The sequence below is a fragment of the Gammaproteobacteria bacterium genome, assembly GCA_035546635.1.
Lineage (GTDB): Bacteria > Pseudomonadota > Gammaproteobacteria > JAURND01 > JAURND01 > DASZWJ01.
Map to the genome: position 1 here is coordinate 63823 of DASZWJ010000028.1, position 25358 is coordinate 89180.

At 41.6% G+C, this 25358-nt stretch carries 27 protein-coding genes and 1 tRNA gene; 14 read left to right on the forward strand and 14 right to left on the reverse strand.

Annotation, left to right across the window (positions count from 1 at the left end; all coding sequences use genetic code 11):
* The 8 genes from VHE99_07015 (at window position 1) to VHE99_07050 (ending at window position 10572) form a co-directional block, all read left to right on the forward strand.
* Window positions 1-957, forward strand: a complete 957-nt coding sequence (locus tag VHE99_07015; GenBank protein ID HVV68764.1) for a D-2-hydroxyacid dehydrogenase — start codon at window positions 1-3, stop codon at window positions 955-957.
* Between the two features lie 204 nt (window positions 958-1161).
* Entirely contained in the window at window positions 1162-1476 is a 315-nt protein-coding gene (locus tag VHE99_07020; GenBank protein HVV68765.1) for a hypothetical protein, read from the forward strand.
* A 291-nt stretch (window positions 1477-1767) separates the two neighbouring features.
* Window positions 1768-3177 (forward strand): sugar porter family MFS transporter, encoded by a 1410-nt coding sequence (locus tag VHE99_07025; GenBank protein HVV68766.1) that lies wholly within the window; start codon window positions 1768-1770, stop codon window positions 3175-3177.
* A gap of 342 nt (window positions 3178-3519) precedes the next feature.
* Complete coding sequence (locus tag VHE99_07030) at window positions 3520-3879, forward strand: hypothetical protein (GenBank protein HVV68767.1); 360 nt, start codon at window positions 3520-3522, stop codon at window positions 3877-3879.
* Window positions 3880-4281: 402 nt separating this feature from the next.
* Entirely contained in the window at window positions 4282-5646 is a 1365-nt protein-coding gene (locus tag VHE99_07035) for a cytochrome ubiquinol oxidase subunit I (protein ID HVV68768.1), read from the forward strand.
* On the forward strand, window positions 5646-6647 hold the full coding sequence (gene cydB, locus VHE99_07040) for a cytochrome d ubiquinol oxidase subunit II (GenBank protein HVV68769.1): 1002 nt from the start codon (window positions 5646-5648) through the stop codon (window positions 6645-6647). The genes VHE99_07035 and cydB overlap by 1 nt, the downstream gene beginning before the upstream one ends.
* 149 nt (window positions 6648-6796) lie before the next feature.
* Window positions 6797-9517 carry a tetratricopeptide repeat protein gene (locus VHE99_07045; protein ID HVV68770.1) on the forward strand — a complete coding sequence of 907 codons (2721 nt, stop codon included), beginning with the start codon at window positions 6797-6799 and terminating at the stop codon, window positions 9515-9517.
* A gap of 83 nt (window positions 9518-9600) precedes the next feature.
* Window positions 9601-10572 (forward strand): quinone oxidoreductase, encoded by a 972-nt coding sequence (locus tag VHE99_07050; GenBank protein ID HVV68771.1) that lies wholly within the window; start codon window positions 9601-9603, stop codon window positions 10570-10572.
* A 79-nt stretch (window positions 10573-10651) separates the two neighbouring features.
* Here the strand turns inward: VHE99_07050 and VHE99_07055 are convergent, their stop codons facing one another.
* The 14 genes from VHE99_07055 to VHE99_07120 all read right to left on the reverse strand — a co-directional run bounded on the left by VHE99_07055 (window position 10652) and on the right by VHE99_07120 (window position 20579).
* The gene (locus tag VHE99_07055; GenBank protein HVV68772.1) at window positions 10652-11467 is read right to left on the reverse strand and encodes a class I SAM-dependent methyltransferase; all 816 of its coding nucleotides are present in this window, start codon (window positions 11465-11467) and stop codon (window positions 10652-10654) included.
* Between the two features lie 59 nt (window positions 11468-11526).
* Complete coding sequence (gene tadA, locus VHE99_07060; protein HVV68773.1) at window positions 11527-12009, reverse strand: tRNA adenosine(34) deaminase TadA; 483 nt, start codon at window positions 12007-12009, stop codon at window positions 11527-11529.
* Window positions 12010-12017: 8 nt separating this feature from the next.
* Window positions 12018-14648: a phosphoenolpyruvate carboxylase gene (locus VHE99_07065; protein ID HVV68774.1), complete on the reverse strand. Its 2631-nt coding sequence runs from the start codon at window positions 14646-14648 to the stop codon at window positions 12018-12020.
* 282 nt (window positions 14649-14930) lie between these two features.
* Window positions 14931-15341, reverse strand: a complete 411-nt coding sequence (locus VHE99_07070; GenBank protein HVV68775.1) for a hypothetical protein — start codon at window positions 15339-15341, stop codon at window positions 14931-14933.
* Between the two features lie 42 nt (window positions 15342-15383).
* Window positions 15384-15474: transfer RNA gene (locus tag VHE99_07075), tRNA-Ser, on the reverse strand.
* Between the two features lie 59 nt (window positions 15475-15533).
* Window positions 15534-15803, reverse strand: a complete 270-nt coding sequence (locus VHE99_07080; protein ID HVV68776.1) for an HPr family phosphocarrier protein — start codon at window positions 15801-15803, stop codon at window positions 15534-15536.
* A 15-nt stretch (window positions 15804-15818) separates the two neighbouring features.
* Window positions 15819-16217, reverse strand: a complete 399-nt coding sequence (locus VHE99_07085) for a PTS sugar transporter subunit IIA (GenBank protein ID HVV68777.1) — start codon at window positions 16215-16217, stop codon at window positions 15819-15821.
* A gap of 10 nt (window positions 16218-16227) precedes the next feature.
* Window positions 16228-16749, reverse strand: a complete 522-nt coding sequence (locus VHE99_07090; protein HVV68778.1) for a hypothetical protein — start codon at window positions 16747-16749, stop codon at window positions 16228-16230.
* Between the two features lie 103 nt (window positions 16750-16852).
* On the reverse strand, window positions 16853-17149 hold the full coding sequence (raiA, locus tag VHE99_07095; protein HVV68779.1) for a ribosome-associated translation inhibitor RaiA: 297 nt from the start codon (window positions 17147-17149) through the stop codon (window positions 16853-16855).
* 51 nt (window positions 17150-17200) lie between these two features.
* On the reverse strand, window positions 17201-17926 hold the full coding sequence (gene lptB, locus VHE99_07100) for an LPS export ABC transporter ATP-binding protein (protein HVV68780.1): 726 nt from the start codon (window positions 17924-17926) through the stop codon (window positions 17201-17203).
* Window positions 17927-17929: 3 nt separating this feature from the next.
* The gene (gene lptA / locus VHE99_07105) at window positions 17930-18451 is read right to left on the reverse strand and encodes a lipopolysaccharide transport periplasmic protein LptA (protein HVV68781.1); all 522 of its coding nucleotides are present in this window, start codon (window positions 18449-18451) and stop codon (window positions 17930-17932) included.
* The gene (gene lptC / locus VHE99_07110; GenBank protein ID HVV68782.1) at window positions 18429-19073 is read right to left on the reverse strand and encodes an LPS export ABC transporter periplasmic protein LptC; all 645 of its coding nucleotides are present in this window, start codon (window positions 19071-19073) and stop codon (window positions 18429-18431) included. Before lptC ends, lptA begins: the two co-directional genes overlap by 23 nt.
* Window positions 19073-19594, reverse strand: coding sequence for a 3-deoxy-manno-octulosonate-8-phosphatase KdsC (gene kdsC, locus VHE99_07115; GenBank protein ID HVV68783.1), 522 nt, complete (start codon window positions 19592-19594; stop codon window positions 19073-19075). The genes lptC and kdsC overlap by 1 nt, the downstream gene beginning before the upstream one ends.
* A gap of 7 nt (window positions 19595-19601) precedes the next feature.
* Window positions 19602-20579 (reverse strand): KpsF/GutQ family sugar-phosphate isomerase, encoded by a 978-nt coding sequence (locus VHE99_07120; GenBank protein HVV68784.1) that lies wholly within the window; start codon window positions 20577-20579, stop codon window positions 19602-19604.
* Between the two features lie 184 nt (window positions 20580-20763).
* Between VHE99_07120 and VHE99_07125 the strand changes: the two genes are divergently transcribed.
* The 6 genes from VHE99_07125 to murA all read left to right on the forward strand — a co-directional run bounded on the left by VHE99_07125 (window position 20764) and on the right by murA (window position 25356).
* Window positions 20764-21576, forward strand: coding sequence for an ATP-binding cassette domain-containing protein (locus tag VHE99_07125; protein ID HVV68785.1), 813 nt, complete (start codon window positions 20764-20766; stop codon window positions 21574-21576).
* Window positions 21570-22352, forward strand: coding sequence for a lipid asymmetry maintenance ABC transporter permease subunit MlaE (gene mlaE / locus VHE99_07130; GenBank protein HVV68786.1), 783 nt, complete (start codon window positions 21570-21572; stop codon window positions 22350-22352). Before VHE99_07125 ends, mlaE begins: the two co-directional genes overlap by 7 nt.
* Window position 22353: 1 nt before the next feature.
* The gene (mlaD, locus tag VHE99_07135) at window positions 22354-22827 is read left to right on the forward strand and encodes an outer membrane lipid asymmetry maintenance protein MlaD (protein ID HVV68787.1); all 474 of its coding nucleotides are present in this window, start codon (window positions 22354-22356) and stop codon (window positions 22825-22827) included.
* Window positions 22828-22922: 95 nt separating this feature from the next.
* The gene (locus VHE99_07140; GenBank protein ID HVV68788.1) at window positions 22923-23528 is read left to right on the forward strand and encodes an ABC transporter substrate-binding protein; all 606 of its coding nucleotides are present in this window, start codon (window positions 22923-22925) and stop codon (window positions 23526-23528) included.
* Window positions 23529-23553: 25 nt separating this feature from the next.
* The gene (locus tag VHE99_07145; protein ID HVV68789.1) at window positions 23554-23871 is read left to right on the forward strand and encodes an STAS domain-containing protein; all 318 of its coding nucleotides are present in this window, start codon (window positions 23554-23556) and stop codon (window positions 23869-23871) included.
* Window positions 23872-24093: 222 nt separating this feature from the next.
* Window positions 24094-25356: a UDP-N-acetylglucosamine 1-carboxyvinyltransferase gene (murA, locus tag VHE99_07150; protein HVV68790.1), complete on the forward strand. Its 1263-nt coding sequence runs from the start codon at window positions 24094-24096 to the stop codon at window positions 25354-25356.
* The last annotated feature ends 2 nt before the right edge of the window (window positions 25357-25358 follow it).

Sequence of the window (25358 nt, forward strand, 5' to 3'; positions counted from 1 at the left end):
ATGAATATCGTAGTAATCGATGGCTATGTGCTAAACCCAGGTGATTTGTCCTGGGGTGAGCTTGAGAAATTAGGAGCTTGTCAACTCTATGATCGCACCGCTGAAGATCAAGTTATTCAGCGCGTACGGGATGCAGAGGTTGTTATCACCAATAAAGTGACATTTAATCAGCAAAGGATTTTGCAGCTACCGAGGCTACGTTATATCGGTGTTTCAGCAACTGGTTATAATATTATTGATATGGCTGCAGCAGATGCACGAGGTATCACGGTGACGAATGTGCCTGATTACAGCACTTATTCTGTAGCGCAGATGACTTTGGCGTTGTTATTAGAATTGACCAACCATGTGGCCTTGCATTCTGCTTCAGTGCATGAGGGAGAATGGTCGGCCAGTCTGGATTTTTGTTATTGGAAGCGTCAATTAATCGAGCTTGATGATTTAACGATCGGCATTGTTGGATTTGGCAATATTGGAAAAATTGTGGCTAATCTGGCGCTGGCTTTGGGTATGCAGGTATTGGTTTATACTCGTACGCCAAGAGCGGCTCAACCGGGTTTAAGCTTTGTCGACTTAGAAGTTTTATTACGGCAAAGCGATGTTGTGAGCTTGCATTGCCCTCTTACGCCTGAGACGACTCATCTGATTAATGACAAAACCTTATCCTTAATGAAACCCAGCGCTTTGCTGGTGAACACCAGTCGCGGTGGGCTTGTGCATGAGCCCGCTTTAGCAGCGGCGCTCAATGCGGGTAGAATCGCTGGTGCAGGTCTTGATGTGCTGGACAAGGAACCTCCAGATGAGAATAACCCGTTAATACAGGCAAAAAATTGCATTATTACTCCACATATTGCCTGGGCTAGTAAAGCGGCACGTGAAAGATTATTGGATAAGGTAGTATCTAATTTGGCGTCTTTTTTATCTGGAAATGTACAAAATTGCGTCAATAGATGCTAGGTCTGTCGTCAATTAGTCCCATTGCGTCGTTTGGCGACCTGCCCCCCTTCTTCAAAAGGGGGTAAACGGTTGCTTATTGGTGCATTTAAGCGTTGTATATCAATTTTTTTTCGGGTTTTTAGCATGTTAATCTATCTCAATTTGCATTTCTCCAATCAGCATCTATGCTTTAGATGTGCATCATAATTTAAGGGAGTAAATGCGATGACTATCAAAAATAAATTGGCTGGAATAGCTTTAGCAACGGCGGTAGGATTATGTTTGAAAGGCTGTGCTAGCGCACCGGTTGGCGCTGAAAATAACCCAGTTATTCAGGTTAATCCCCAGGTTGGAAATGAGGTTTTATGTTATGGCGTTAATTCTTGCCAAGGACAGAGTGCTTGCAAGCTGGTTTCAACCACTTGTCATTATGTGAGTTCTGGTCCAGGCACAAATTCCTGCCGGGGTAAAGGTGGTGTCTATATGTCGGGCAAAGAATGTGAGGCTAAAGGAGGTGTAGTACCGCAAGTTCCATTATAGCCTGTTAAAAACCCTTCCCTTCATTGGTATCCTCTACAATACTTCCTTCTTTCCTAAGAATATAACTTAAGGAAAGAAGGGAAGTACTCACACAAACCAACATCTTAAACGCTTTGAGTATAACGAGGTTGATAATGATAGCCATCCAGGCTAGCATTAAGCTTTATCCCAGATATTTCATATTTTAGCAGTCACTCCTTTTTCCTTCTTCCCTTGTGGGAGAAGGAAAAAGGAATGGCTGCCAAATATGAAATATTCGCATTAAACATAAGAACCAGGAGATACTGTTTTATGAATGCACAACTTTCCAGCGCCCCGCCAATGGGTAGGGTAGAGCAGGGTGGGTATAAATTCATAGTTTATTTTATATGTTTGGTTGGCGCTTTAGGCGGTTTGCTTTTTGGTCTTGACCAGGGGTTTATTGCCAATTCACTGGAAACGATCAAAACGGCTTATAGTTTAGGTACCCAGGGCGCGGAAAAGTATTCAGCGATTTTGGCCACGGGTGGCGTCATTGGGGCGTTACTTTCAGGAATATTCGCTCGGTTTCTTGGGCGTAAAAAGAGTTTGGTGTTTGCAGGGCTTATCTTTAGCCTGGCCTCACTCGCTTCTGCGTCTTTGCCCTCATTTTTCTTGCTAAATGTATGCCGTTTCCTTCTAGGATTTGGGGTGGGCATTGCTTCTTTTATTGCACCATTATATTTATCTGAGACGGCACCAGCCTCTATACGTGGCTCTATGGGAACCTTGTTTCAGTTAATGATTACGATTGGTATTTTTCTGATCTCTGTGACCAATGTGTTTATCGCTAGAACATTTATCGATCCTTCAGTGGCTTTGCCATTGATGTTTCTGGTGATTTCACTGTTTGCACTATTAATGTTGATCGGGAGTCTGTTTCTTCCCGAAAGCCCGCGTTGGTTAATGTTAAAAGGCAAAAAAGACAAAGCAGTTAAAGTATTACGACGTATTTTCAATACGGATGCAGAAATTAATACTGAAATCAATGAAATTGAACAGGTTTTGGCACAAGGTAAAGGCCACACGATTAAGGCTTTATTTAAAGGACATTTTGTAAAAATTCTCATTATTGGTGTCGTGCTGCAGATGTTTCAGCAGTTGGTGGGTATTAATGTCATGATTTATTACGCGCCTACTATCTTTGGCTATGCGGGTATGAAAGGTTTGATTGCGATGATGACAGTGCCTACCGTTAATATGTTGTTTACTTTCCCTGCAATTTATTTGGTGGAAAAATGGGGGCGCAAAAAACTGCTATATGTTGGTGCGGTACTGATGATGATAAGTATGTTGGCGGCGGGTTTGGCGTTTCATGCTATTGGTAATGCCGCTGATCCACAAGCAATCAGTGCGCTTCCTAAAGGTGTATTATTGGCAGCGATTATTGTTTATATTTTTGGATTTGCCTTTTCCTGGGGACCTGTGGCTTGGTTAGTATGCTCAGAAATATTCCCGCTGAAAGGACGTGAGGTCGGTATGACTATTACTACCATGGTTAACTGGACGTTTGCCGGATTGGTTATGCGTTATGCACTGAGCTTTATGGAAACTTTTGGTAGATCATCCTTGTTTTATTTATTTGTGGTGTTCTGCGTATTAGCGATTATTTTTGTTGCGCGGTTTGTGCCGGAAACCAAAGGAATTACTTTGGAAGAGTTGGAAGCAAAATTGAAGAAGTAAAATTGTTACCTTAAAACATGTGACTACTCCCCCTTTTCAAAGGGGGGGAAGTTACATATACGTTTGGCAGCAGTGTTCACTGTATTTTTTTAGTCTAGGAATTGAATAAATTTGTATAAAACAGAAAATGTCTTCATGTGCCTAGATAGATAACTAATACTTTGAGAATTGTATGTCGCAAGCGAGCCGTGTTTCTGAGAAAAAATCCAAGAGTTCGCTCCCATTAGATAAAAAATTAATAAAACTAGATACTGAGGATATAAAGCAGAGGCCAGTACTTGATGATCCATTGGTTCAATATAATATAGCGGCGCTTGAAGTTTCTGATTATATCTACCTTGAATGGAATATGGTCCTTTAGCTAATGCTTATAAGGTATCTAGGACAGAAATGAGTTTGCCAATGGATATGTCTGCTCCATTAGAGCAGGCTGAACAAAAATTCCAACCATTTTTTCTAACCAAGTTTACTAAATCATTATCTGCTTCTGAAACAGCTATCGCCTATCTAGCAAATCCTGAAGTAACTCCAGAAACTATCAGAAAAATCCATCTCAAACAAATCGATGAATTAATCAATGCCTTTGAAAGTGCTGAAGGAGATTTAAGTTGGTTAAAAAGTTTGGTTAATGTCAGCAAAATAAAAGCAGACATAAAGTCTCAAGGAGCTGTGTTGATGATAAAACTAAAAGACGTGATCTAATAGATATACAATTACAAGCTTGTTTAGAGTTTTTACAACAAGTTCGTGAGAATTGGCTAAATTTGGGGGCCAGCTTAGAGAGGGAACATAAAGTTAAAACCACGCGTGAACATAAGCTAAAGGAATAGTAGGAAAAGTTGCCAAAGGCGGTACCCGATTTGAGTATCGATCTAATTACCCTGAAGAAGGTCAAACCACCTTATATATTAGAGATATTACTAAAGCTTCCTTGATTTCTTTTAATTCTGTTCAAACTGAATTTGAAACCTTAGCAAAAGTAAATTCAACGGGTTTGAAACTTGAGAGCAGTTGATTCTGAGACAAGATTTCTATTGAATACTGAGGTTATAAAAGGTTACCATATCTCCTCTCCATATCTATTGAAATGGGAATAATGTACTTATGCATTTAGACCCCGTCGTTTTATCTCGCATCCAATTTGCGTTTACACTTTCGTTCCATATCCTATTTCCAACATTGACCATCGGCCTTGCCTTGTACCTCTTGGCCTGGGAAATCGCTTGGTTAAAAACACGCCGGATAATTTATTACCAGCTATGCCGTTTTTGGACTAAAATTTTTGCCTTAGCCTTTGGTATGGGGGTGGTATCTGGCATTGTGCTTTCTTATGAATTTGGTACTAATTTTAGTCGTTTTTCAGAAATCGCGGGTAATGTGCTTGGGCCGTTGATGAGTTATGAGGTAATGACGGCATTTTTTCTGGAAGCGGGGTTTCTCGGTGTTATGTTGTTTGGCTGGAAACGGGTGCCACCTGCTGTCCATTTGTTTTCTACCGCTATGGTAGCCATAGGCACTTTATTGTCAGCCTTTTGGATTTTAGCTGCGAACTCCTGGATGCAGACGCCGGTAGGCTATAGCCTAAACAATGGTATTTTTTCGGTGGCGAATTGGTTACATGTGATTTTTAATCCATCGTTTCCTTATCGTTTCATGCATATGGTAGTGGCTTCATTACTCAGCAGTAGTTTTTTGATAGCAGGCATTGGGGCGTGGTATCTCATCAAACAGCGGCATTTAGAATTAGCGCGAGCCACCTTTTCTTTGGCGATAGGTGCTACTTTGTTGCTGGCACCTTTGCAACTACTGTTAGGAGATATGCACGGTCTTAATACTTTTAAATATCAAACCTTGAAAGTCTCGGCGATGGAAGGGCGTTGGGAGACGGAGCGGAGTGCGCCTTTGACGTTGTTTGCTATCCCTGATCCGGCGCAGGAGACCAATCACTATGCGATTGAAATTCCCAAACTAGGTAGCATTATTTTGACCCATGAATTGAACGGTGAGATTAAGGGTCTTAAAAGCGTGCCTAAAGAAGACCGACCCTATGTGCCCATTGTGTTTTATTCATTTCGGGTGATGGTAGGGATAGGCGTACTCTTTATTCTGACAGCGTTTACTGCACAATATCTACGTATGCGTAAAAAACTCTTTACTAGCTCCAGATTTTGGCGTTGGTGTGTGTTGATTTCCCCCTTAGGTTTTGTCGCGGTGGTAACTGGTTGGTTTACGACTGAAACCGGACGCCAGCCTTGGATCATTTACGGTTTGTTGCGAACTCGGGATGCGGCTTCCATATTACCGGCAAGCTCGGTATTCATTACCTTGATAGCTTTTATGGTGTTATACCTGACGTTATTAGGTACGTTTATTTTTTATCTGCTGCACTTGGTGCGTAAAGGACCAGAAGAAGTTTCTCATACTGATAAGCCAGACCGTTTGGCTTCATGGCTGGAGGATAAACCCTAATGGTGGATACATCAGTAATCTGGGCGGCTGTTATCGGCTTTGGCCTTATAATGTATGTTATTTTAGATGGTTTTGACCTGGGGATTGGTATTTTGTTTCCGTTTGTGAGAAGTCAAACGGAGAAAGATGTGATGATGAATAGTATCGCGCCGTTATGGGATGGTAATGAGACTTGGTTGGTGCTGGGAGGGGCGGGATTATTTGCAGCGTTTCCCAAAGCCTATGCAGTGGTGTTATCTGCGTTATATTTGCCGTTGATTCTATTTCTATTTGGATTAATTTTGCGTGGCGTGGCTTTTGAATTTCGTTTCAAAGCCAAACGTCATCAATATTTATGGGATTGTTCATTTGCTGTGGGCTCGTTTTTAGCTACTTTTATGCAAGGAATGGTATTGGGGCATTTTGTTGAAGGTTTGCCGATAGTTGATGGCAAATATGTGGGTGGAGCTTATGGTTGGCTAACGCCATTTAGTGTCATGTGTGGGGTGGCTTTAGTCGGGGGATATGCTTTGCTGGGTGCAACTTGGCTGATTATGAAAACTGAAAATGCGTTGCAGCAATGGTGTTATAAAGTCGCCTCTTATCTGATGTGGGTGATACTAGTATTTATTTTAGTGGTTAGTTTATGGACACCCATAGCGCAACCGGCTATTGCTGAACGCTGGTTTTCCTGGCCGAATATTCTTTATTTTATTCCGGTGCCGGTGCATACCACATTACTAGCCATTGCGCTGTTTTGGAGTTTACGCACCCGACATGAATATTTACCGTTTATTTGTAGCATTGGGTTGTTTATTTTATGTTACAGCGGTTTTGTTATCAGCATCTGGCCTTATGCAGTGCCGCGGGCTATCACGATTTGGCAGGCCGCATCGCCACCGACGTCGCAGTTATTTACCCTGACGGGTGTGTTGTTTCTGATTCCGATTATTCTGGCTTATACTTTGCATGCCTATTGGGTGTTTCGTGGGAAGGTGCAGGGCGAGAGTCATTATCACTAGTGATTTGCTATTGCTTGAGCTGGAAAACTGCTTCCATCCGTTAGATATTAGATGGGGTTGTCATGAGAGGTTTTTTATAGGAAAGTATAATTTATATGTAAAAGCTAAAATTAATGCGAGTGAGTTACTGAAAGTATAGAGAGGTATGAATGCAAATTGCGACAGAAAAAACCCTATCGACTCCTGAAGAAATAAAAATAGAGCAACACCCTTCTTCTATCCCGCCATCAATTCAAATGAAATACCCTGGTTCAATGAGAAATCGTGATGCCATTATTACGCAGCATGGAGTTGTGTTAAAAAGACCAACTAAGATGCTGAATAAAATGCTGGTGTTCTACCCAAATCCCGAAAGTTATGTGCCTATAGAAATAGAGGCATCGCGAATCGCAGCTTATAAAGAAGCACTTATGTTGAGCTTAGGTCGATGTTTTTTTGGTGATGCTTTTCCTGAGCCAGATTTTGAAGTATTTGATAAAGAGTTATGGCTCAAGATTCCATTTATCGAAGGCAGTTCGCTAGGATTACAGTATTTTGACAGGAATCCAGAGCAATTTATTAGTGATTTGGCGAAATTAACTACGATCATGGTATTGTTTAAAAATTCTGATATGTTTAACGATAACCTTATTGTAGGCCCGGATGGTTCGATACATGGGATAGATCTTGCTGAGTGTGGGGGAGGCGCTCCTAAAGATTTCTATTATACCCAATGGCGTTTTAGGAAATTTCAAACGCCCCTCACATTTATAGTGATTGATTTTCCCGATGATTTATTAAATAAATTACAAGAACATACAGACTTATATTGTTTGGAGGTGCGAAAAGCCATAAATTCGATTCGGGAGATAATTAAAAAAGGAGCAGATAGAGCCTGTATTAAAGCTTTTCATTCTATGAGGAAAGATTATCTGCCTCATATCGACAATGTGGAAAAGTTTATAGATATGAGTTGGTACTATCAATCATGTGTGGATTTTCTAGAATTAACAAGAGATTCATGCCTATTATTGAGGAAATGTAAATTCCAGGATATTCCTGAAAAATATAGTTTTTTTTATACGAAAGAATTTGAGGAAAATTTTAAAAATAGTGTCATTTCTACATTTAAATTGAGGGATATAAGAGATAAAAATATATTTGATTTATTATCTTCTTCTCCAGGAGAAGATAACAATGTGCTAATAGGAATTTTTTGTAATAAAATTTCAATCATGCAAAGGATATATTTTGTTCGGCAAATTTTGCCTTTTTGTATTGATTACAATAATTTACCTATGTTGGAAGCATTGTTGGAGGCGAACAAAGATATAACCGATAATTTTGAGAATTTTGAATATCTATTAAGTAAAAATCAGCGAGAAATGTTAAAAAAATTATTTGACATGAGAGAAATAAAAGCTTCAGGAAGGATGTTGTTGAATGAATTTATAAAATATGGAAATATCACCGATGCCGGGATTAAGCTTACAATGGCGCAACTGGCCTCCAGAAAAGATCATTTTAATCCAACCGTTATATCCGATAAAGAAAATTTTTCAAATTATTTAAAAGCTCTGAAATTGGGTATGCGTAATACTGAACGTCCTATCCGTGAAGTTTTTATTATGGGTGATCCCCATTTTAACAGCGGAACCCATTGGGTTTCAGGTATTATTGAAATAGATGCTAAAAATAATGTAAAACTTTTGCTAATCGATTCTGTTGGTGATGAGCTTAGCTCTTGTTGTGTGGCATCATTTGCCAAACAATTTCCTCAAGGTATGTTGTATCGTAATATTGAAAAACGACAATATCAGCCCAAAGGTTGTTCTATTTATGCAATGGATGATGCACGCCACGCCTTTACTGTTGAAAAATATTTGAAACAGAATATTTTTGATTATTTGGATAAGCAAAATTATCCGATCAAACGTTTTAAATTAGAAGGATTTATCATTCGTCAACGTCCCTGCCATCTGCCTTTGTCTTTTTACCGTACGGCGCAATCATTAGCCAAAGCAGTTCCTTTTAGATTTTTTGACGAATCTAGTAGTGTGATTAATAAAAAAGCGATGGATCTGGGTGATTGTCGTAAAAAAGATATGAAAGAAATTGATGGAAAATTACGAAATCGGCGTATCCCCTATGTATCTAATAAATTTCTCAAGAAGAATATGGAGTTCTTAGATAGGTTTGGTGATGAAAAAGTTGCTTCAAAAATGCAAAATTTTAGTCTGTCGGCTTTCCAACAACGTATGCGGCAAAGATATGCGGCTTCTGCATTTCGATTAGGGATATCTTATGCCAAGGGAATAGGTGTAGATAAAGATGAAAAGAAAGCATTTAGCTATTTATCAAGAAAAGAGGAGATATCTGAAGAGGAGTCACTTTGTAGTTATGCTTATTGCTGGCAACATGGGATAGGAGTAGATAAGGATGAAAAAGAAGCATTTAGATTGTATAAATTATCGGCTGAAGCGGGAAGTTTAGAGGGGCAGGTCAGATTAGGGGAGTGTTATCAGTTCGGGATAGGTGTAGAAAAAGATGAAAAAGAAGCAGTTAAATTATATCAATTGGCAGCTGAAAAAGAGGACGCTTATGCCCAATATAGGCTGGGATATTGCTATCATTATGGTATAGGAGTTACTTATGATGTAACAGAGGCGGTTAAATGGTACCAACTATCCGCAGACCAGGGGGATGCTAATGGGCTATATGGTTTGGCTTATTGTTATCAGCATGGAATAGAAGTGACAAAAGATGTTAGAAAAGCCTTTGAGTTATATCAATTATCGGCTGCAGAGGGAGACTTGAACGCAAAGGCTGAATTAACCTATTTCTACCAAAGGGGTATAAGTCCAGAGAAAAGTCAAATTAAGGTATTTTAATTGTAACAAAAATTATTCATTGCTCTGGTTCATGTCAAAACTGTGCCAGGTTTATATTTTTATCCACCTAAGGAAAAAAATTGATGCAAGCCATACGTATCAATCAATTTGGGGATGCCAATGTCCTGCAATTACAAGAAATAGCTACACCTAAACCCAATCCAGATGAAGCTTTAATCCGCATAAAATTTGCAGGCGTTAATTTCCGTGATATTTATCTTAGAAATGGCCGTCAGCCAATAGACTTACCCTGTACACCTGGTTTGGAGGCATCAGGTATTGTCGAAGCCATTGGGGAGAATGTAAAAGAAGTTCAACCCGGAGACCGAGTAGCTTACTCCTCAACTATAGGTTCATATGCTGAATTTAATATTGTCAAAGCTTGGCAGCTCATACCGCTTCCCGATGATATCAGTTTTGAGCAAGGAGCAACTTTTCCTTTACAAGGCATGACAGCACATTATTTATTACATGAGTTTTATCAAATTAAGCCCGGCGATCAGGTTTTAGTACACGCTGCAGCGGGAGGTTTGGGGTTATTATTGGTGCAATGGCTTAAACATAAAGGTGCTGTTGTCATCGGTACCGTTTCAACCCCAGAAAAAGCCAGAATTGCTAAAGAGGCTGGAGCAGACCACATCATTTTTTATAATACTGAAGATTTTGTGACAGCAACTAAAAAATTAACGCAGAATAAAGGTGTCGATTACATCTTAGATGGTGTAGGAAAAACTACTTTTACAAAAGATTTAGAGGCAGTACGTATACGTGGTTGTATTTGTTTATACGGCTCAGCCAGTGGTCCTGCTGATCCGTTTCCTCCAAATTCATTGCAGGCCAAAGCACTGACTCTGGCTGGCGGCACTTTGATAAATTTTATTACTACCCGTGAAGAAATGCTCACACGTGCAGCGGCGGTAATCGATGGCATGCGCGCTGGTTGGCTTAAATTGAAAATTGGACAAATTTTTCCACTGGCACAGGCAGCAGAAGCCCAGCGTCTACTCGAAAGTCGTAAGACAATTGGCAAAATTATTTTGGAAGTTGCGAAATAAAAAGCAATAATTTTTCAATCTCAAGAAAGAAATTAAAAATTTTTTTCCTAACTACTCGCAGGTCTTTTGAGTTAACATCTCAGATATTTTTTATGGCTGCAATTTGGCAACTACCATAAAAACCAATAATTTGATTGTCATCATCAATCAGACGCTTGGTTTCATTAAATTTGTGTTGCCATTGTTCCTCGGTAGTTCCATGCGCTAAATCAGTTTTTTTATACGCAATTAATCCTTTTAATAATCCCATTTTTTGGTCTTTTTTCCAGAATACAGGTTGAACCAAGTTTAGATCAGTAATAGCAAAACCGGCTTTTTTCGCTAAATAAAGAAGCTTCATTCCAATATCAGGGTCGCGCTCCATACCATCAATTTCGTCCTCAGGATTTTTAAATTCTGGTATATACCCCTGCCAAGCAAAAGTAGGTGGGTAAGCAAAAGCGGCGCCAATAATACCCTCCTCACCTATATATAATCCTCCAGTGTTAAGTCCTTCATAAAATACATTAAGTGCTCTACGTGGACTATGCAAATGATGCAAAACAAACCGGCAGTAAATGAGATCAAATTTTTCATTGAGTTGTAAAATATCGTATGCTGATAAAACTCGGGTCTGAACATTAGAAAGTTTTTCTTGTTGAATTCTTCTTATAGTCACATTAAGCTGCGCTTCACTATTATCAATGCTAACGACTAAGCCAGTCTGCCCGACTTGTTTTGCGAGCCAAGCTGTCATAAGTCCTGCACCACAGCCCACATCTAAGACCTTCATGCCGGGTTTTATGCCAGATTTCAAAACAAAAGCTTGGGTGCTCGGATTAAAAGATTTATCAAGCAGATCATAATCTAAACCTTCTTCTCCTATTTCAAAATCATATTTTTCAGGATTGTTCATGGGAGAGTCCATTGACTTAAAAACTTATGTTGAAGAGATTACCTGCGCTCTCAGGTTTGTTACCGGCGCTTCTGGAAAAAACTCTGTAGTAAAGTGGCGCATTCTTCTTTAAGGCATCCTCCTTCCCAGATTACTTGATGGTTCAAGCTACGCCTGTCTAGCAGGCTAAAGACACTAGCTACTGCGCCGGCTTTGGGATCTAATGCTCCATAGACCAGGCGGGAGAGACGTGCATTTATAAGGGCGCCTGCGCACATAGCGCAGGGTTCTAAAGTGACATACAGTGTGCTGTTTGGTGGGAGGCGATAGTTTTGCAGGTTATGGGTGCTGGCGCGAATGGCAACAATCTCGGCATGTGCCGTGGGGTCAGAAGTGGCAATGGGTTGATTCCAGCCTTCACCAATTACCCGATCGGATGCTACTACGACTGCACCTACTGGCACTTCTGCTTGCCCTTCTGCTCGTTTAGCTAGCGTGAGTGCATGTTGCATCCAATAGCAATCTCTTTTATTTAAACTTTGCTGATGATATTCAGAATTCATTTTGTGACTCAAGCTGAATTGCGGCTGGCATTGGTATTGGCTGCTAAGGCTTTGATGATTATTTTTTTATAGATCACTGATAAATCGCTTTTTTCATTTGCTAATTCTTGTAGTCTTATCATAGCGAATTGTTGTATAACCAACAAAGGTAACACAATTTCTTCGCGTAATTTAATCGATTCACGATTTAAAGGATCAGTTTCCAGTAAGCATTTTTGGCCAGAAATTTGTAATAATAATTTTTTCGTCAACTCAGCTTCTGCCAGTAATTTTTTCCAAAAGTCGCCAAATTCTGGGTCGTTTTTCATATAAGCCGTTAATGGGAAATAAGTTTTACATAGGCTCATCATCGTATTTTCAACTAAAGTTCTGAAAAATAGTGACTGTTGGTATAGCGCTGTTAATTGCGATTCTTTGCCTTGCTTTATTAATTCTTGCAGTGCTGATCCAAAGCCATAGTAACCGGGAATATTCTGCTTAAGCTGATTCCAAGAACCGACAAAGGGTATAGCACGTAAATCGGATAAACGTAATTGTGAGGCTTTTTTGCGCGAGGTTGGTCTTGAGCCGACATTTAATTCGCTAAAGAATTTCAAAGGGGTCATGTGTTCTAGATAGGGTACAAACAATGGATCATTTTTTAGAGCTAAGTAAGTCGCTTTACTTTTTTGAGATAATTGTTCCAAGAGGGAGATTTCAGTTTCATGTAGGTCATTGGTTTCTTCTTCGAAGATTAAATCGCTAAGACCGGCGGTGAGCAATTGTTCTAAATTATATTTGGCGGAGTCATGCGTGCCAAAATTGGTGCTAATGGTTTGTCCCTGCACGGTGAGTTGCGGATGACTGTGCTTGATTTTTTTACCCAATGAGCGGTAAAACGCATGGGTGTTGCCGCCGCCGCGTGCAGGCGGTCCGCCACGACCATCAAAGAAGGTAATATGGATGCCGTATTGTTGTGAGATAATACTTAATTGCAGTTTGGCTTTATAAATAGACCAATTAGCCGCAACATAACCGCCATCTTTAGTGCCGTCAGAAAAACCTAGCATGACCACTTGATTATTGCCACGTTGTTGCAAATGTGCAGCATAGCAGTCATTTTTATAGAGTTGCTCCATGATGTGGGTCGCGTTCTCAAGATCTGTGATGCTTTCAAAAAGTGGAATAATGTCGACACTAACTTGTTGAGAAAATTTTCCGGCAAGATGTAGCATGGTGAGTAGTTCCAATACATCGAAAGCGGAACTGGTATTGCTGATGACATAGCGGCATAAACCTTTTTCGCCATTTTGTGCTTGGATAGTACTGATAGCGGCAAAGGCTTCTAAATTGCTGAGAAGTACAGGGTTTTGCTGGTGTTCAGGTAAGGTATATTTAATTTGATGCTGAATTAATTCGGCCAGAACTTGGGTTTTTTGGGTGCCACTGAGACTAGTATAGGTCGATAAGTTTTGGTGATTGCCAACTGTGATCTTTTGATTAGCTAAATCTTTCAGCATCAGCACGAAAACTTCGCGATGTATGGGAGCGGTTTCACGCATGTCCATAGCGGCAAAATAAAAACCGAAGCAATGCACTTTAACCATAAATTGTTCGAGAATATCTAAAAATAAAGAGTTATGGTGAGTGATTAATAATGTGCGGATATGATTTAAATCGGCAAGGAGTTCTCTAGCTGTAGTGTAAATTGCGTTTGTCGGTTGAACATTGTCGGCTTTGGAAGCAAAAAAAGTGTCTTCGATTTTCTTTTTGATCGCTTCTAAAGGAACCAAAATACCTTCAAAAGTCAGTTTTTTTACGAGTAGCCGCAGTTCGGTCAGATACATACGTAGAATGCGCGATTTAAGTAATTGGGCTACCGCTAGAGTGGTTTGTGCAGTGACGAAAGGATTGCCATCACGATCACCCCCAGGCCAGAATCCTAATTCTAGGCATTTAGGCATTTTAAGTTCTTGGGGTGCAAATTTTTTAAGTGTTTGATTAATTTCGGTTTGAATTTGTGGAATCACTGGATAAAAAATATTTTCCAAAAACCAGATTAAGCTTTGTGCCTCTTGCAGTGGGGTCGGTTTTTGATGATGGCGGAATGAGGTTTTACCCATTTGCAGCAGCAGCAGGCTGATTTGTTTTAAGTCATTATGACGTAAAGCCGGGATAAGCTCAGTTAATATCCCTAAAATTGGAGAAGGATAAAACTGTGTGGGATGCGCAGTTAATACAATTTTAATTTGATAATCGAGTATTTGCTGAGCAAAGATTTGGGTGTGTTGTTTGTTGAGGGTTTTTACAATGAGATCTTGTAGAGAACCTGAGCCATTCAAATCATGGGTTTTAGCAAATGCAGCATCTTCCAAGGCATCAAATAGCACAATCTGACGTTCAACGAACTGCAGCATTTTAAACAATAAGTTGATTTCATCATTATCATTGTGGAGGTTGGAATGTTTGGCTAAAAAACTGCTGACGATATTTTTGGGGTTTTTACCCTTGGCAATTTCACTTTTGCAATGCTTGGCAAATACGGATAATAAGGTACCGGCTTCTTCAGTGCCGCCAAAGGGTAGAGTCAAAAATAGGCCGTTGTAAAGTTGATATTTTAAAACGACTTCATCATTAAAAAGAGTAAGATTTTCATTCATGGTGTTTATCCAGACCAGAAGGGTCAAAAAAACTCTATGGGTGACAGGATAGCATAATATACTTGAAGCGTTTGAGATTTAGGTCTTAGAGCAGCCCATTTTGCACTGATCTTTGCTCTGCTGCAATAAATTGGGACTCTGGCTCGGTATTATCAAATGGTGATGCCCAAGGCTAAGGTAAATATCTTGAGATTCTCACCAAATTGGCGGGCGGTTGCAGAATTTAGGAATTTGCAGACTAATGGAAGGTTTAATCTTCCATTAGTCTGGAATAGCGGATAATTATTTCTGGGGGGCGAAAGTAGTAATGATATCTATATCTGGTGCAGATTTGCCTACTGTAGGAAAGTAATTCGTATCTACTAAGAAACCAGCGCTACCCACTGTTAATAAACCTGATTTTTCAAGCACAAATCCAAAATTTCCTAGCAAAGTATTTTGAGAAAATATATTACAACCTATAGAACTTGTTGTGGATTGATTGAATAGTTCATTTAAAGATTTCTCAGCTGGTATATTTCCTGCGGGTACGGTTAAAAAAAGGTTTTCTTTATAATCGGTTTTCACTTCATAAGGTGCGCAATAAACTTTTACTTCAGTATTTGCAGATTTAACTATTAAATTGTTTTGACCGGCAAAAGTTGTCGTTGTTGCGAGAATCAATCCTACCAAAATTATTAATTTTTTGTACATATTGCACCTCATTTTAGCATAATAGACATTTCTTGGCTTTTTTGGCGGAGAGGGAGGGATTCGAACCCTCGATACGGGGTTACCGTATACACGATTTCCAGTCGTGCTCCTTCGACCGCTCGGACACCTCTCCTACAAAAGTGCGTAAGGATAGCATATGCATTATTATAAAGCCAAGCAGCGTGCTGAAACTTATTCTGCCTCGCCAAAACGGCCTTGGATTAAGGCTTCTAGTGCTTCAAGAGCAGCCGTTTCATCCTCTCCAGATATCACCAATTCGATTTCAGTGCCTTTGCTAGCGGCCAGCATCATGACGCCCATGATAGATTTGCCATTCACGCTTCGTTCGTTTTTTACCACCTCTATATTGCTGGCATAACGACTAGAAAGATGTACTAGTTTCGCGGCAGCGCGGGCATGTAGGCCAAGCTTATTGGCGATGATTACTTTTTTTCGTAACACGTTGCGATTCCCCTTTTACTCTTTTTGTTCACATTGAATAATACCGCACTGGCCTCCAGTTAAGGCTTTTTCGGTTAACTGTGCCAAGTTGAGTTGTGGATAATTCATCACTCGAATCAGCATGGGCAGGTTAAGGCCGCTGACGACACGGATATTCTTACAATCTTGTATTTGTTGTGCCACATTGCTAGGTGTTGAGCCGAATAAATCAGTTAACACCAGGACACCATCGCCTTGATCCAGTGCTTTAACTACTTTTTTTAATTTGGGGATCAATATCTCAGGGTCAGCGTCAGGTTGTAACTCAACGGTAGCAGCAGGCAAAGGCAGTTCGCTGCCAAAAGTCTGTTTGACCGTATTTAAAAGGGCTGTTCCGATTTCATTATGGCTGATAATTAGAATGCTTACGCTCATATCTTGTACTCTAGGTGCTAGTTGCAGCAGCAGGGTGAAGTAATGTGGGTGGTTTGGCATTTTGCTGTAGTTTGTAGTGAAGGACTAACATTTCCACTAAAAGTTCACTACGACGTTGCCTTGCAGCGGGTAGATTGGTATGAACAATAGGAGTATTCAGTATAGGTTTGGTTTCGAGTATAGGATTGCCTGGTACTCGGGGAATAGGGGAAACATCTGTCAATTGGATGGCCAAAGATAAAGCTTTTTCTTCTGTTATGGCGCTTGTGCCAAATAAAGACAGTATATTGAATATGCCTATGCCACGTATTTCCAATAAATTTTTAAGAGCTTCGGGTGCTCGGCCAGTTAGCCAATCATCGTTATCTGAAAAAAATTCTACTGCGTCATCAGCGATGAGTTGATGGCCACGGTTAATAAGCGCCAATGCCAGTTCACTTTTGCCCACGCCGCTTTCGCCAGTTAATAGCGTACCGACATCGAAGATGTTCATGAATACGCCGTGCATGAGGATAGATGGTTGGGGAGTCATAGGATTTGAGACACAGTCAGAGTGCTAAGGAATTGAGTATTAAGATCCAAAGCACTCTTTTCTCTGTGTGAAGAGGCACCGCAGTAACATTTCATGGTAGTGGTTAGGTATGTTCAGTAATTTTTTCTTTATATTTAGCCAGTTGTCTGATTAATTTATCAACTAGCACATCAACGGTTTTGTACATATCTTCCGATTCAGCTTTTGCGTTAATTTCAGTTTTGGGTACGTGGATATTGGCTTCAGCAATATGGCGTTGTTTATCTACACTGAAAATGACATGCACGCTGGTGATTTTGGCCGCATATTTTTGCAGTCGAGAAAATTTTTCTTCAGTAAATTTGCGTAAGGCATCAGACGCTTCGGTTTTAAGGCCGGTGAATTGGATAGGAATAGCCATAGTTAGTACTCCTTGGGTTTAAAATGGGAATAATGTAACAATTCTGTCACATTATAAATCAAACTCATGCCCGAGGTATACCTCTCGCACCTTTTTATTCGATAAAATAACTTCAGCCGAACCTTCGGCGATGATACCACCTTCACTGACTATGTAGGCACGCTGGCAGATATCCAGGGTTTCACGGACGTTGTGGTCGGTAATTAAGACGCCAATGCCGCGATCGCGCAGGTGTAAAATAATACGTTTAATGTCGATAACTGAAATGGGGTCAATACCAGCAAAGGGTTCATCAAGCAGGATGAAGCGTGGTTCCATGGCTAAGGCGCGGGCTATTTCGACCCTACGTCTTTCCCCCCCCGACAAGGTATAACCGTAATTGTCTCGCAAATGGGCGATGTGGAATTCTTGCATGAGGTTTTCCATCAGTTCCAGGCGCTGGGATTTTTTTAGGCTTTTGCGTAGTTGCAAGATGGCCATGATGTTTTGTGAGACAGTCAGCTTGCGAAAAATGGAGGATTCCTGCGGTAGATAGCCAATGCCCATGCGTGCGCGAAGATGCATGGGTAAATGGGTAATATCAGTTTCATCCACCATGACTTTGCCGCTGTCACAGGTGATTAGCCCGACGATCATATAAAAGCTGGTGGTTTTGCCGGCACCATTGGGACCCAGTAAACCCACAATTTCATTATTACTAATGTGGATGTTAACGTCTTTGACCACTTTGCGGCGTTTATATTGTTTTTCCAGACTGATGGCTTGTAATTTGCTCATAAGTTATTGACCGGGTAAATCCTGGGGTTGCAAGACCAGTACGGATTGTGCCGTTCCAGTGGGAAGGGAAGTGGCCAGCTGTTTGTCCAATTCATAGATAATATGTTCGCCATTGAGACGATTGGGTCCTTGAATGACTATCCCATCACCGAGAATGACGGCTTTTCTTAGTTGAGGGTAATATTCAATGGTCTTGCCATAGGCATCCATCATCCGGTTCTTTTTTTCGTTATCAGGTAAAGTGGAGTAGTGGGCAGGTGCGCCTACTGCAATGGCTTTATTGATTCTGCCGTGCTCGCCATTGTAGACCGTGACTTTATCTGCGGTGAGGTGCGTAGTGCCTTGATCCATTTGTACATGGCCGGTGAAGATGGTGATGCCTGTTTTCTGATTCGTTTGAAATTTATCTGCAATAAAATGGGCAGGCTGATCGCGGTCAGTGCTAAGTGCAAGGCAGTTGCCGGGTATTAGTAGGCCAAATAGGCTTAGCATTGGTAAGAGCTTAATTGGATGAGGCATTGGCATCAGTCGTTGTTCCTCTAGCAGACGGTTGGTCAGGCTTGTGAGCTGGTTCGGGAGGAGGAGGTTGGTATACACCGCGTGCATTGGACAAGAGGTTAATATCGCCTGTCTCCATATTGGCGGTGAGACCAACGGCGTGGGTGATATTGCCAGGTTGCACAATAGTGACGGGTTGATTGGTTTCTAGGAAATGGCGTTTAGGGTAGGCGGTCAAGGCGCTGGTAGTTAAATCTAAATTTTTTTGCTTTAAGTTATCTAAGCGCTGTACTTGTACATTATCTTTGAGATAGACAGTCGTGCCGCTGTTTTTGGCGGTGCCGGTTTTGGCGTTAATGATCCAGGTTTGCTGGTTTTCATCGCGTGAAACCAAGAACGGTTTGTTAAATATTTCTGTGTCTTCTGCGCCATAATGCACCATGCGCTCCGCATCAAAATTACTTTTCCATTGACCTTGAATATCAAATTGTGTGTAGTGCATGCCAATCATGAAGGCGTCTGGAGTCGTCGCTTTGTTAGATTTTTGCTGATCGGGGCTGGTCAACAGGTTACGTGCAAGCCAGGTGCTAAAAAGCAGTGCGACGATTAATAGTAGACTCATCAGAGTGGATTTGTTGGGTAGGCTCATCACAAATAGTGCTCATAAACTGAATTTAAAGTGCCTTGTGCATGCATAATCAGTTCGCAAACTTCCCGTACGGCGCCTTGTCCGCCAGCTGCCTTAGTAATCCAGTCGGCATGGTTACGCACATATTCTAAAGCGTCAGCAACAGCGATCCCCAACGCCACTTTGCGTATAATAGGCAGATCAGGCAGATCATCACCCACATAAGCTATTTGGTGGGTAGTGAGATTTAGGGAGTGGGTTATTTGTTCCAAGGCAATATTTTTATCATTAAATCCTTGGTAGACATGTTTTACCCCTAGCTCCTGCATGCGTCTTTGCACGATGGGCGATTCACGGGTGGTGATGATGCCAACTTCTATGCCTGTTCGTATTAACAGTTTGATACCTAAACCATCATGTAGATTGAAAGCTTTGCATTCATGACCGTTGTCGGTGTAATAAATTTTGCGGTCAGTTAGTACGCCATCAACATCTAGTAATAATAACCGGATTTTAGCAGCTTTTTCGTAAATTTTCAGCATAAGTTTTTTAGGCCAGACCCAAACCAGCGCTGAGCAAATCATGCATATGTACCACGCCAATCACTTTATTGGCGTCATCAGTGACGGTCAGGGCGGTGATTTTGAAAGTTTCCATGATATGCAGTGCTTCATTGGCTAATTTGTCGGCGGGTATGGATTTGCAGCCTGGGGTCATTACCTCTTTAATTTGGGTGGTATGCACATCCAGTCCGCGATTGAGCGTGCGGCGCAAATCACCGTCGGTATAGATTCCTAGTAAACGATCTTCACCATCGACAATGGTTGTCATACCTAAACTCTTTTGCGTCATTTCAATTAAGGCATCATCAAGACCGGCATTTTCGTGGATTTTAGGAATAAAGTTACCGGTGCGCATGACATCGGCAATGCGTAGCAACAGACGCCGCCCTAATTGGCCTCCAGGATGGTATAGAGCAAAATCTTGAGCAGTGAAGCCTTTGGCTTGTAAAAGAGAAATAGCTAGGGCATCACCCATGACCAGTGTTGCTGTAGTGCTGGAAGTGGGGGCTAAACCTAAGGGGCAGGCTTCTTCAGAAATACTGGTATTGATGTAGACAGTGGCAGCTTTAGCCAGGGTGGAGTCTCTTTTGCCGCTCAAGCAGATCAAGGGTATGTTTAGTCGCTTGATTAAAGGGAGTATGTTAATGATTTCAGCTGTTTCTCCCGAGTTGGAGATCGCTAAGACAATATCTTCGCGTGCGATCATGCCTAAATCGCCATGATTGGCTTCTGCCGCGTGGATGAAAAAGGCGGGGCTGCCGGTGCTGGCGAAGGTGGCGGCGATTTTGCGGGCGATGTGTCCTGATTTGCCCATGCCGGTTACTGCGATGCGTCCTTGGCAGGCAAGCAACTGTTCACAGGCTGCAGCAAAATGTGTGTCAATCCGTTCACGCAGGCTCATGACAGCGCGAGCTTCAATGTCGATGACAGCTTGGCCGAATTCATAGAATTTTTCAGGGTTCATAACTTGATGTGCTCGGTTTTGGGTGGCTCATTATAGTCTATACAAGCCTTTTAATTCCAGTTATACTGAATCATATTTGTATATTTTTTTGCCTTCTTACAGCCTTAGCATTTTCCCTCCTCCCCTTGTGGGAGAAGGGGAGAAGCCATAAATTGAGTTCCAAATTTATAATTCAGAATCCGTCATGACTTTCAAGCCAGATAAAGACCCTTTAGTTATTGTGCGTAATATGAGCTTTATGCGAGGAAACAGGCATATTTTCCGCGATATTAGCTTGGATATTCCGCGTGGCAAAATTACGGCGATCATGGGGCCAAGCGGTACAGGTAAAACCACCCTGTTGCGTTTGATTAGTGGTCAGTTGCCACCAAGAACGGGGAAAATATTGGTTGAAGACATGGAGATAAGCAACTTGTCTCGACGCAAATTATATATAGCGCGGCGCAGGATGGGTATGTTATTTCAAAGTGGTGCCTTATTTACGGATCTTAATGTATTTGAAAATGTGGCTTTTCCGCTCAGAGAGCATACGCGTTTACCTGAGGATATGTTGCGTGATCTGGTGTTGATGAAGCTAGAAGCAGTAGGATTGCGCAGTGCATGGCATTTGATGGCCAGTGAATTATCAGGTGGTATGGCGCGTCGCGTAGCCATGGCGCGGGCTTTGATGCTCGATCCAAAATTGATGCTTTATGATGAACCATTTACTGGTCAAGATCCCATTACTATGGGGGTATTAGTGCAGTTGATTAAACGCTTGAATGATGCATTAGGCTTAACCTCAGTGATTGTATCGCATGATGTGGCTGAAACAGCTAGCATTGCGGATTATGTCTATATACTTTCTGATGGTAGGATCATGGGAGAGGGTACTCCAGAACAATTATTTGCTAATAAAACCCCAGAGGTCGAACAGTTTATCCATGGTTTGCCTGATGGTGCCGTGCCTTTTCAATATCCTGGGGTGGCTTTGGCGGAGGATTTGTCGTGTTGTTAGATCAGGTACAGTCTTTAGGTCGTTTTGGGTTATTAATTTGTCAACGTTTGGGTATATCTGGCTTATTTTTAGGCCGCACTTTACTTAGGCGTCCACGTTTTGCGCAAAGCTTTGAGTTATTACGATCACAGATCTATTCGGTGGGGGTATTATCCCTGGTGATTGTGATGTTGTCCGCGTTGTTTATCGGGATGGTGGTATCTTTGCAGGGTTTTAATACCTTACAGCGTTTTGGAGCAGCGCAGGAGTTGGGTCAATTACTGGCATTAAGTGTTACCCGCGAATTAGGTCCGGTGATTACGGCATTATTGTTTGCAGGGCGTGCGGGTACGGCATTGACGGCTGAAATTGGCTTAATGCGGGCGACAGATCAACTTGATAGTATGGAAATGATGGCAGTAGACCCCTTATGGCGCATTGTATCTCCGCGGCTGTGGGCTGGGTTTATTTCCATGCCCATTTTAACGGCGATTTTCGATATGGTGGCCGTTTACGGTGGTTATCTGGTTGGGGTGAAATGGTTAGGGGTGGATGCGGGTTCGTTCTGGAGCAATATGCAGGCTGCGGTTACTTTTAGAATTGATGTAATCAACGGATTGATAAAAAGTTTAGTTTTCGGTTTTGTAATAACCTGGATTGCGGTCTATCAAGGTTATTATACCGTTCCGAATGCGGCAGGTATCAGCCGGGCGACGACCAAAACTGTGGTTTATTCTTCGCTAGCGGTATTGGCGCTGGATTTTATTCTCACTTCCGTGATGTTAAAAGGGTGGTAGCGTGACAAAAAAAGTAATAGAGATATTAGTCGGTTTTTTCATGATTCTAGGGATCATCGCTTTGATATTCCTGGCGATTAAGGTAAGCGGTTTGACGACTTATACTAGCAAGCAAAGTTTTTATACTGTGACCGCAGAGTTTGATAATGTCGGTGGCTTGAAGGTGCGCGCGCCGGTCATGATTGCTGGGGTTTGGGTAGGGGAGGTTAAGGGAATTGAACTGGATCGTACCAGTTTTCGAGCGAAAGTGCTGTTATCTTTGCTCAAGTCTAAAAATAACCTGCCTAGCGATACATCTGCCAATATTTATACACAAGGCTTGCTAGGCGCAAATTATGTGAATTTAAACCCAGGGTATGCGGATACCTTTTTGAAGCAGGGTAGTGTCATTGAGTCTACGCAGCCGGCAGTTATTCTGGAAAAACTGATTGGGCAGTTTATTTATAATATGGAAAATAATGGCAATAAAAAGTAAATAGAAAATCCTGCGCTATAATTGTTTGCATGCTGTGTCTCTTCCTTTTCAAAGTGGAAGAATGGTTGCAACCTACTTGAAGGAGAATTAAATTAATGAAAACTAAGATTATCTTAAAATGTTTGTTGGTATCATGGCTAATGTTGTGGAGCGTGTTTGCCAGCGCAGCCTTGTCGCCACCTGTTGAAATGCTACAGAATACTACTGACCAGATGTTAGAGGGATTAAAAGAAACTTCCAACCGTAATACTCAATCCCTATACCGCTTAGTACGCACTATTTTATTACCCCATGCCGACCTGGATTTAATGTCACAGCAGGTTGTCGGGCGCTATTGGGCCCAGGCAACTCCAGCACAGCGTGAAGAATTTAAAAAACAGTTCACTTATTTTATAACCCGAACCTACTCCACGGCGCTGTCTTCTTATTCCAACCAAAAAGTGAAATTTTATCCCATACGTGGCGGCATCAATGGCAACCGTGTACAGGTTAACAGCACTATCATCCAGAACAATGGTCAGAATATCACTGTTTCCTATCGTCTGAACCTTAATAATGGGCAGTGGAAGGTTTATGACTTTAGTGTAGAAGGCGTAAGCTTAGTCGAGAATTACCGCTCACAATTTGCAGACGTTTTGCGCACGCAGGGGATGGAGGGATTATTGGATAGGCTAAAATCTCGCAATGCGAGTTTGCAATAAGTGAGTTCTAGTAGTGAGATAATAAATGACGACGGCAGCAGAAGTTAAAATCAGCAAAGATGGCAAGTGTATTTTGGTGGGGGGAGTATTGAGCTTTGCCACGGTGGGAGTATTACGTGACCAAGGTAATCAATTGCAGGAAAAGCTCCAAACGCCCGTTTTTGATTTTAAAGAAGTGATTCGTGCTGATAGCTCAGCATTGGCGCTTTTAACTGCCTGGGCTAGATATGCACGGGGTTCGGGTAAAACCGCTGATTTTATCAACATACCGCCACATTTAATGGATATTGCCTGCCTTAGCAGATTAGACAAAGTATTGTCGTTACGTCCTTCGAAAGAGTAATCGTAACTACTCGCTCTTATAAAAAACAACAAGAATATGAAGCATTGTCATTCCTGCGTAGGCGGGAATCTATCCTGATTTTGGCTCTGTGCCAAATAGAAATGGATTCCCGCCTGTGCGGGAATGACAGTGTTTTTATAGGGTGAGTAGTTGCGATTAATCATAGATATTTGTTCAACCAAGCTCCTTAGGGATAAGGAGTAGAATTATTTTGGAGTTATTATGGAAAAATTAGCAATCACCGGTGGTATCCCTATGCGGGGAGACGTAGTGATATCAGGTGCCAAGAATGCCGCACTCCCTATTTTGTTTGCAACTTTGCTAGCGACAGAACCGACCATACTGAATAATGTTCCGCATCTCAAAGACATTACCACCACATTAGCTTTATTGCATAAACTGGGTGCTGCAGTCCTGCGCAATGAAAGCGGTCAAGTCATGGCGCATCCATCGATAATAAAAGATTTTTTGGCGCCCTATGAACTGGTTAAAACCATGCGTGCGTCCATTTTGGTGTTGGGGCCACTTTTGTCTCGGTATGGTGAAGCGGTGGTATCACTGCCAGGAGGATGTGCAATTGGCTCACGCCCTGTGGATTTGCACTTAAAAGGCTTGCAAGCCATGGGAGCCGATATTTATATCGATCAAGGTTATATTTACGCACGCACTAAAGGACGCTTAAAGGGTGCGGTTTTGCCGTTGAGCAAAGTGACAGTGACTGGAACAGAAAATTTAATGATGGCAGCTGTCTTGGCTGAAGGTAAAACAATTATCCAAAATGCCGCCTGTGAGCCCGAAGTAGTGGATCTGGCTAATTTTCTCAATATTATGGGTGCGCGCATAAAAGGTGCCGGCACTGACACGATTGAAATCGAAGGCGTAGCCAATCTCAAAGGCGGTGAATATTCTATTTTACCTGACCGAATTGAAGCTGGAACTTATTTGGTTGCAGGCGCGATTACTCGCGGTAATGTGAAATTAGTGGGTATTCATTCTGAAATCATGCAGTCATTACTACTTAAACTACAAGAAGCGGGAGCAGAGATTACTACAGGTGAAAATTGGATAAGACTAGATATGCAGAATCAACGTCCGAAAGCTGTAGATTTCGTGACTGCGCCTTACCCCGCGATTGCCACAGATATGCAAGCGCAGCTTATGGCAATGAATGCAGTAGCAGAAGGCATCTCCACCATGACAGAGACAATTTTTGAAAACCGCTTTATGCATGTACATGAACTGCAACGCATGGGTGCGGATATTCATTTAGAAGGGAATATGGCTATTTGTACCGGCAAACCTTCATTAATAGGCGCTCCAGTGATGGCAACGGATTTGAGGGCTTCTGCGGGGTTAGTTTTAGCAGCTTTAGTTGCACAAGGTGAAACCATTGTAGATAGAATTTATCATATCGACCGTGGTTATGAACGGATTGAAAACAAATTATCGCGTTTGGGTGCAAATATACGTCGGATAAAAGGGTAATA